This window comes from Komagataeibacter kakiaceti JCM 25156, from assembly GCF_000613305.1.
Window position 1 is genome coordinate 1 of the sequence record NZ_BAIO01000152.1, and the last position, 4,974, is coordinate 4,974.

At 65.7% G+C, this 4,974-nt stretch carries 3 protein-coding genes and 1 pseudogene; all 4 read right to left on the reverse strand.

What is annotated here, in order from left to right; translation table 11 throughout:
• The coding region (locus JCM25156_RS09325) for an ABC transporter substrate-binding protein (RefSeq protein WP_242402575.1) at nucleotides 1-985 on the reverse strand (985 nt) is incomplete at its 3' end.
• A gap of 194 nt (nucleotides 986-1,179) precedes the next feature.
• Entirely contained in the window at nucleotides 1,180-1,701 is a 522-nt protein-coding gene (locus tag JCM25156_RS23060) for an SCO family protein (protein WP_242402574.1), read from the reverse strand.
• Nucleotides 1,701-4,485, reverse strand: a pseudogene (polA, locus tag JCM25156_RS23065) (DNA polymerase I). Before polA ends, JCM25156_RS23060 begins: the two are co-directional and overlap by 1 nt.
• Nucleotides 4,486-4,499: 14 nt before the next feature.
• Nucleotides 4,500-4,715, reverse strand: coding sequence for a zinc-finger domain-containing protein (locus JCM25156_RS09340; RefSeq protein ID WP_025812867.1), 216 nt, complete (start codon nucleotides 4,713-4,715; stop codon nucleotides 4,500-4,502).
• Between the last annotated feature and the right edge of the window lie 259 nt (nucleotides 4,716-4,974).

Genomic DNA, 4,974 nt, shown 5'->3' on the forward strand with positions numbered 1-4,974 from the left:
TGCGGCACAGGGGGGCCGCGATGGCGGAGCCACCGTACAGGATCGTCATGGCCCGGCGATCCAGCGCGTAATTGACGGCGTGGCGCGCAAGGATGTTGTCAAAGGGCGGGATGTTGACATTCATGGGCAGGAACAAAAGCCCGTAGACCGGGTAGACATGGACCTGCGCCGTATGGCGGCTGCCCATTTCCCCCAGCCGGTCCAGCGGCTTGAGCCCGGCCATCCAGTCATACTGCCCGCGTTCGACAGCGGTGACCGCATCTTCCTCCGCCAGGCCGTAGTCATAGATGATGGTATCGACATACCCATCGGGCTGGGCCGTCGCGCTCCATTCATGGAAGAAGGGATTGCGTTCCAGCCGCATGCCCCGGTCGGGGCTGGAGGCGACGATGCGGTAGGGGCCGGTGCCGGGGGCGGCCTCGTTACCCAGATCATGCGGCGGCGTCCCGGCGGGCAGGACCGCCGCGTGGCCAAACGCCATCTTCTGCGGGAATTCCGCATCCGGCCCGGTCAGGTGAATGGTGATGCGCCCGCTGGCCGCATCGGTCTCGACCCCGCCTGCCAGCGTGCAGTGCGCGGGATCGCGCAGGCAGGCATCCGCGCCGCGAATCGCCCCGTAAAAGGATCCGGCCGTTGGCGCGCCAACACGGAAGATACGCCGCAGCGACGCCGCGACATCCTCCACCGTAACCGGCGCGCCGTTGGAAAAACGGATACCGTCGCGCAGGGTGAACACCCATGTGCGCCCGCCATCAAGCATGTCCGGCAGGGACCGCGCCAGATCCGGCACAACCTGCCCGCCAGCCGGCCCCTGCAGTTTGGGATAGGTCAGCAGCCCGTCATAGACGACGCTCATCACCTGCATGTACTGGCTGGTGTAATTGATCTGCGGATCAAGCGTTCCGGCGGAGGAAACCGCCGTCAGCCGCAGCGTGCCGCCCCGGTGGGGACTTCCCCGCGTGCCCTCCGCCGCATGGGCGGACATGACGGGGGCCGCCACACCGGTAAGGGCCGCGACAAGCGCAAGGGGCAGCAGGACCGTCTTCATCCCGCTCCCCCCCCCTGCGTTGGTTCAGTGCCCGGCCTGGGCATCCATGAGCTGCGTCATCCGCGCGGTGATCTCGCCCGCCGTGGCGGTCGCGGGCAGGGTGCCCTCGTACCGGCCCGTGGGGGACATGATCACGATCTGGGTCGCGGGTCCATGGAGTAATCACCATTCTCGCCCTCATGCCGGACATAGGGGGCGTGATATTCCTTCGCCACCGCCTGAATCATCTTGGGCGATCCCGTCATGACCGTAAGCTGCGTGCCAAAGCGCAGGGCGTAGGTACGCAGGTCCTCCGCCGTGTCGCGCATGGGGTCGAGGGTGATGAAAATCGGCACGGCCAGCCGCGAACGCTCGCGCCCCAGCGCGGCGACGCCCTCCGCCATGGCCTTGGCCGTCGCGCCGCAGACCGTATCGGGGCAGTGGGTGTAGCCGAAATAGATCAGCATCCACCGGCCCCTGAAATCGGTATCCAGCACGGAGCCATCCGCCCCGTTGACCAGCCTGAACGAGCCGCCAACCGGATTGCCATAGGAGACAAGCGGCACCGGCGCGCGGTCAAAAAGCCGGTAGCCCACATACCCGCAGATGGAAGAAACCGCCAGAATGGCCAACCCGACCAGCAGGAAAAACCGGTCACGTTCATTTTGCTTCATCAGTGTGCATCCGCCCAATTCGTTCCGGTCCCGGTTTCCACGACCAGAGGCACGCGAAGGGCCGCCGCGGATTCCATGACCTGCTTGACGAGGGCGGAAAGACGCTCGGCGTCCCCGGCCCGCACCTCGAACAGAAGTTCGTCATGGACCTGAAGGAGCATGCGTCCGTCAAGCCCCGCATCGGCCAGGGCCGCGGGAATTCGCACCATGGCCCGTTTTATGATGTCGGCCGCCCCCCCCTGCAATGGGGCGTTGATGGCCTGGCGTTCGGCATAGTTGCGGCGCGCGGCGTTGCGGTCCGCAATGCCCGGCACCCAGCAGCGGCGGCCAAAGGGGGTGGTGACGTAACCATTGCGCCGCGCTTCCGCGCGCATCCGCTCCATGTAATCGCGAATGCCGGGATAACGGGCGAAATAGGCGTCGATATACCCGCGCGCTTCCCCCGGGGGGATGCCGAGCTGGCGGCCCAGCCCGAAGGCGCTGATGCCGTAGATGATGCCGAAATTGATGGCCTTGGCGCGGCGGCGGGTCAGCGGGTCCATCCCGTCCAGCGGGATGCCGAACACTTCGGACGCGGTGCGGGCGTGAATGTCCTGCCCGCGCTCAAAGGCGTCGCGCAGGGCGGGAATATCGGCCACATCGGCCAGAAGCCGCAGTTCGATCTGGGAATAATCGGCCGAGAGCAGCACATGGCCGGGGGCCGCGACAAAGGCGCGGCGGATACGCCCGCCTTCTTCCGTGCGGATGGGAATGTTCTGGAGGTTGGGATCGTTGGACGACAGGCGGCCCGTTGTCGTGACCGCCATCTGGAACGAGGTATGCACTCGCCCCGTTACCGGGTTGATCTGGTTGAGCAGCGCATCGGCATAGGTGCTTTTGAGCTTGGCAAGCTGACGCCAGGCCAGAATCCGCGCGGGCAGGTCATGCCCCTGATCGGCCAGATCCTGCAATACCGATGAATCCGTGCCCCATGCGCCCGATTTCATGCGCTTGCCACCGGACAGGCCCATTTCATCAAACAGGATCTCGCCAAGCTGCTTGGGGGAGCCAACATTGAATTCACGCCCGGCAAGGGTATGGATCTCGGCCTCGATCACGCCCATGCGCGCCGCGAATTCGGTGGACATCGCGCGCAGGTCATCCGCGTCCACCGCAATGCCCGCACGTTCCATATCCGCCAGGATCGGGACAAGGGGGCGCTCCATTTGCTCATACAACGCCAGCGCCCGGTTGGGCCGCAACTGCGGCGCGAGTACCTGCCACAGCCGCAGGGTCACATCCGCATCCTCGGCCGCGTATGGCGTGGCGCGGGCAATATCCACCTTGGAAAACACGACCCGGTTGCGGCCCGTGCCCGTGACCTCATCATAGGGAATGGGCGTATGATCCAGCAGCAGGCGCGAGAGTTCATCCATCCCCTGCCCATGCTGCCCGGCCGACTGGGCATAGGAAATCAGCATGGTGTCATCAATCGGGGCGGGCTGGACGCTGCCCGCCTGTGTCAGCACCAGCAGGTCGAATTTCGCGTTCTGGAAAATCTTGAGAACCGTGACATCCGCGAATAGCGGCGCAAGGATTTCAAGGGCCGTCTCCACCGGCATCTGGGCCGCGCACAGGGCGTCCATCAGGTCGCCTTCGTGCCCGAGCGGAATGTAGCAGGCCTTTCCGGGCCGGGTGGCCAGCGAGATCCCGACCAGCCGCGCCGTCAGCGGGTCAAGGCCATCGGTTTCCGTATCGACCGCGCACACGCCACCGGCGCGGGCCTCGTTCACCCACTGGCGCAGCACTTCGGGGTCGGTCACCGTGTCATACGGGCCGTAAGGCTCTGTCGGGATGGGCGGCAGGACCGCATCCGGCGTGGCGGCAACCTCCACGGCAGCCTGAGCGGGGGTCTGGGGGGCGGTCTGGGCGCGCGGGCGCGGCTTCATGCCCATGCGCTGCAACAGGGAGGAAAATCCCATGTTCGACAGCCATGCGCCCAGCCGCTCCATATCCACATCGCAGCAGGCCAGGGCGGAAAGCGGTTCGGGACAGGGCGCGTCCTCACGCAGGGTCACCAGTTCATGCGACAGGCGGGCCATCGCGGCATGGGCCAGCAGGTTGTCCCGCCGCTTGGACGCTTCATGCCTTCCGCCCCCGCGAGGATGCCGTCCAGCGACCCGTATTCCGCCATCAGCGCCGATGCGGTCTTGGGGCCGATGCCGGGCACGCCGGCACGTTATCCACCGGATCCCCGATCAGGGCCTGCACCTCGGCCACCCGGTCGGGCGTGACGCCGAACTTGGCCAGGACTTCCTTTTCCCCGATCGGTTTCTGCTTGATGGGATCCATCATCATCACGCCGGGGCGGATGAGCTGCATGAGATCCTTGTCCGACGAATAGATGGTGCACTGCCCGCCCGCGTCGGTCGCCTTGCGGGCATAGGCCGCGATCAGGTCATCGGCTTCCCAGCCCGCTTCCTCGATGGCGGGAACGCCGAAGGCGGCGGTTGCGTCGCGCACAAGGCTGAATTGCGGACGCAGCTCCTCCGGCGGTTCCGGGCGGTGCGCCTTGTACTGCGCGTACAGATCATTACGGAACGTATGCCGTCCCGCATCGAATATGACCGCCAGATGGGTGCCTGCGTGTTCGCGCATGAGCCGCGACAGCATGTTCGTGAAACCATACACCGCATTGACGGGCGTGCCATCGGGGCTGGTCATGGGGGGCAGGGCGTGGAAGGCGCGGAAAATGAACCCCGAACCATCCACCAGGATCAGGTGAACCTGCTTGTCGCTGGACATCAGTCAGGATGCGATCAGTGTTCGACACCTGCCGGTGCATCCGGGTTCAGCACGAACAGCCGCGAGCAGTAGGGGCAGAAGGTCTGGTGGTGGGCGATGCGCAGGAACACGCGCGGATGCCCCAGCGCGCCCAGCCCGCCATCACAGGACAGGGTGCGCGAATCGACGACGATGGTTTCGATCGTACCCAGGCGGGGGTGCGGAACGGGATCTTGGGACTGGGGTTGCATTTTAACGGGCCTCGGGTTGTTGTCCGGCTTGAATTTGCATGCTTTCGCCTGTCGGTGGAGCATGCGCTTGGTCATGATGATACGCAGGATTGCCGTGCTTTCAAACATTCGCCTGTCACGGCTGCTTTATCCAGTGCTTTTTGTGCTGCTGGCAGCCTGCGCCACGCGGGAGTCTCCGCCCCCCGCCCCACCGGCGCATCATCCGGCGCTGGGCCGCCTGATCCCGGCGGACCGGCAGGTCGGAATTCCGGGCGCCGGG